We start from the raw sequence: 1,656 nt of genomic DNA on the forward strand, positions 1-1,656 counted from the left end.
CCGTTGTCCTTGTCCATATCCCTGACGATGCCCATGAAGCCGCGCAGGAAGCGCTCCATGTAGCCCATCGTCTTGTTGAAATCCTCTTCGCTCGGCAGTTTCGATTCGAGGCGGGCGGAGAGCGAATTCTCGAGCTTGGTGACGCGCTCGTCCATCGCCTTCATCGAGGTCTGCAAGCGGTCGACCTCGTCCTGGAAAGCGGCGCGTTCGTCGGCCGCCATCTTGCAGACGAGCTGGCCGGAGCGTTCGTCGCAGATCGACATGGCGCCGGTCTGGGTGTCCATGCGGATATAGCCGGTGGCCGACTTTTCCAGCCGGTAGCGGTCGGTTTCTTCCGAATAAGCTGAAGCCGCGACCAGCGAAACGAGCGCGGCGGGGATCAAGATGTGCTGCAGACGCATGTTGTCCTCCATGGCAAAGGCCTCAGATATCGCATGTTTGCGCCGGAAATGGGGAAGACCCTTGGCGTGGCCTTTCCCGAATGGCTGGTTCGGAATCTTTTGAAGCAATTCCCAAGGGAAAGCGCTATGCGCTTTTCCCGGGAAAACCGTTTCACACTTTTCCTGGAACTGCTCTATAGCGCAACCATGTCTCAGATTATCTACAAGATAACCCCGCAGGCGCTTTGGCGCGAGGCCGAAACGCATGGCCGCTTCACCGGCGCGCCGATTGATGTCGCAGACGGCTTCATCCACTTCTCCACGGCGGCGCAGGTCAAGGAAACGGCGGCAAAGCACTTTGCCGGCCAGACCGACCTTCTGCTGGTCGCCATCGACGGCGCCAGCCTGGGTGCTGCGCTGAGATACGAGGTCTCGCGCGGCGGTGCGCTGTTTCCGCATCTTTATGGTCCGCTCGGCCTCAAGGCTGTGCTGTGGGTCCGGCCACTGCCGCTTGGCTCCGATGGTGTGCACCAGTTCCCGGCACTGGAGGGGCAATGAGCGTGCTCGACCGGCTCGGCCAGAAGCTGCTGTTCGCCTTCGATCCGGAAACCGCGCATGGCCTGTCGATCGCGGCCTTGCGATGCGGCGTTCCGGTTGGTGCACCAGCGATCCGCGACCACAGGCTGACGGTCAGCATCTGCGGCCTCGATTTTCCCAATCCGCTCGGCATGGCGGCCGGCTATGACAAGAACGCCGAAGTGCCCGACGCGCTGCTTGGCCTGGGCTTCGGCTTTGCCGAGGTCGGCACGATCACGCCGCTGGCGCAGGCCGGCAATCCGAAGCCGCGCATTTTCCGGCTGACGGCCGACGATGCGGTGATCAACCGATTGGGCTTCAACAATGAAGGCCATGCGGCGGCCGAAAAGCGCCTTGCCGCGCGCAAGGGGCGTGGCGGCATCGTCGGCGTCAACATCGGCGCCAACAAGGACAGCAGCGACCGCATCGGCGACTATGAGCGCGGCGTCGCCCGGTTTGCGCAATACGCCAGCTATCTGACCGTCAACATCTCCTCGCCCAACACGCCGGGCCTGCGCAACATGCAGGCGCGTGAGCAGCTTGGCGAGCTCTTGTCGCGGGTCATGGCAGCGCGCGCCGCGGCAAGCGCCCAGCCGCCGGTGTTCCTGAAGATCGCGCCGGATCTGGTCGAGGCAGAGCTGGAGGACATCGCCGCCGAAGTCACGGAAAAGCGGGTGGACGGCGTCATCGTCTCCAACAC

General features: G+C 63.2%; 3 protein-coding genes. 2 read left to right on the top strand and 1 reads right to left on the bottom strand.

All coding sequences use genetic code 11. The annotated features are described in order from the left end of the window. On the bottom strand, window positions 1-401 hold a 401-nt coding region (locus EN969_RS30155), incomplete at its 3' end, for a hypothetical protein (protein WP_127419685.1). A 186-nt stretch (window positions 402-587) separates the two neighbouring features. On the opposite strand from EN969_RS30155, the gene EN969_RS30160 reads away from it, so the two are divergent. Beyond that, a complete protein-coding gene (locus EN969_RS30160; RefSeq protein WP_024503140.1) occupies window positions 588-938 on the top strand; it encodes a DUF952 domain-containing protein in 351 nt (116 codons plus the stop codon). Then, the coding region (gene pyrD, locus EN969_RS30165; RefSeq protein ID WP_127419686.1) for a dihydroorotate dehydrogenase (quinone) at window positions 935-1,656 on the top strand (722 nt) is incomplete at its 3' end. The genes EN969_RS30160 and pyrD, both read left to right, overlap by 4 nt.

The sequence above is a fragment of the Mesorhizobium sp. M7A.F.Ca.CA.003.01.2.1 genome (assembly GCF_003998945.1).
GTDB lineage: Bacteria > Pseudomonadota > Alphaproteobacteria > Rhizobiales > Rhizobiaceae > Mesorhizobium > Mesorhizobium ciceri.